This is a genomic window from Rhodococcus sp. 05-2255-3B1, assembly GCF_002258545.1.
Classification (GTDB): domain Bacteria; phylum Actinomycetota; class Actinomycetes; order Mycobacteriales; family Mycobacteriaceae; genus Rhodococcoides.
In genome coordinates this window covers 1-607 of sequence record NZ_NOZC01000044.1, presented here as the reverse complement: position 1 = coordinate 607, position 607 = coordinate 1, and the positions used below count along the sequence as shown (strand labels likewise).

The following is a 607-nucleotide window of genomic DNA, read 5'->3' as shown; positions in this document are numbered from 1 at the left end:
TGTTCGGTGTGCTCGATCGCGTATTGACTCGACGACTGCCCCTGGAGCCTCCGGACGATCCCCATGCCGCGATCCTCCCGACCCCGATCGACAACGACGCCTTCTTCCTCACCCCTCCCGGCATCGAGGACCTCGCACACGGCGCGGTGATCCGGCAGCGCACGACCCGCGGTCTGGTGCCCAGGCCGCGAACCGCCCTGCATCAGTTCATGGTTCGATCGACCAACGCGCGAGGTCTACCCGCCGGCGTCACCGCCTCGCTGCTGATCCCGAAGCGGCCGTGGACCGGGCGCGGACCACGGCCGGTCGTCGCCCACAACGTAGCCATCGATTCCCTCGGAGCCAAGAGCACGCCGTCGTACCGGCTCGTGCACGGTGTCGGTGCCGACCTCCCGCCGGTGATGCCGCTCTGGCTCGCCCGCGGATACGCCGTCCTCGTCGCCGATCACCAGGGCCCGCGGATGTCGTACTCCGAAGGCACGATGGCCGGGCATGCCGTCCTGGACTCGCTACGCGGGATGACAGTCGTCGCCCCGGAGCTCGCCGACAGCCCAGTGGTCGCCTACGGCTACAGCGGCGGCGCGATCGCCACCACATGGACCGCGCA

1 protein-coding gene is annotated in these 607 nt (G+C 69.9%); it reads left to right on the top strand.

Annotation, left to right across the window (positions count from 1 at the left end):
- On the top strand, positions 1 to 607 hold a 607-nt coding region (locus tag CH249_RS26440; protein ID WP_218828376.1), incomplete at both ends, for a lipase family protein.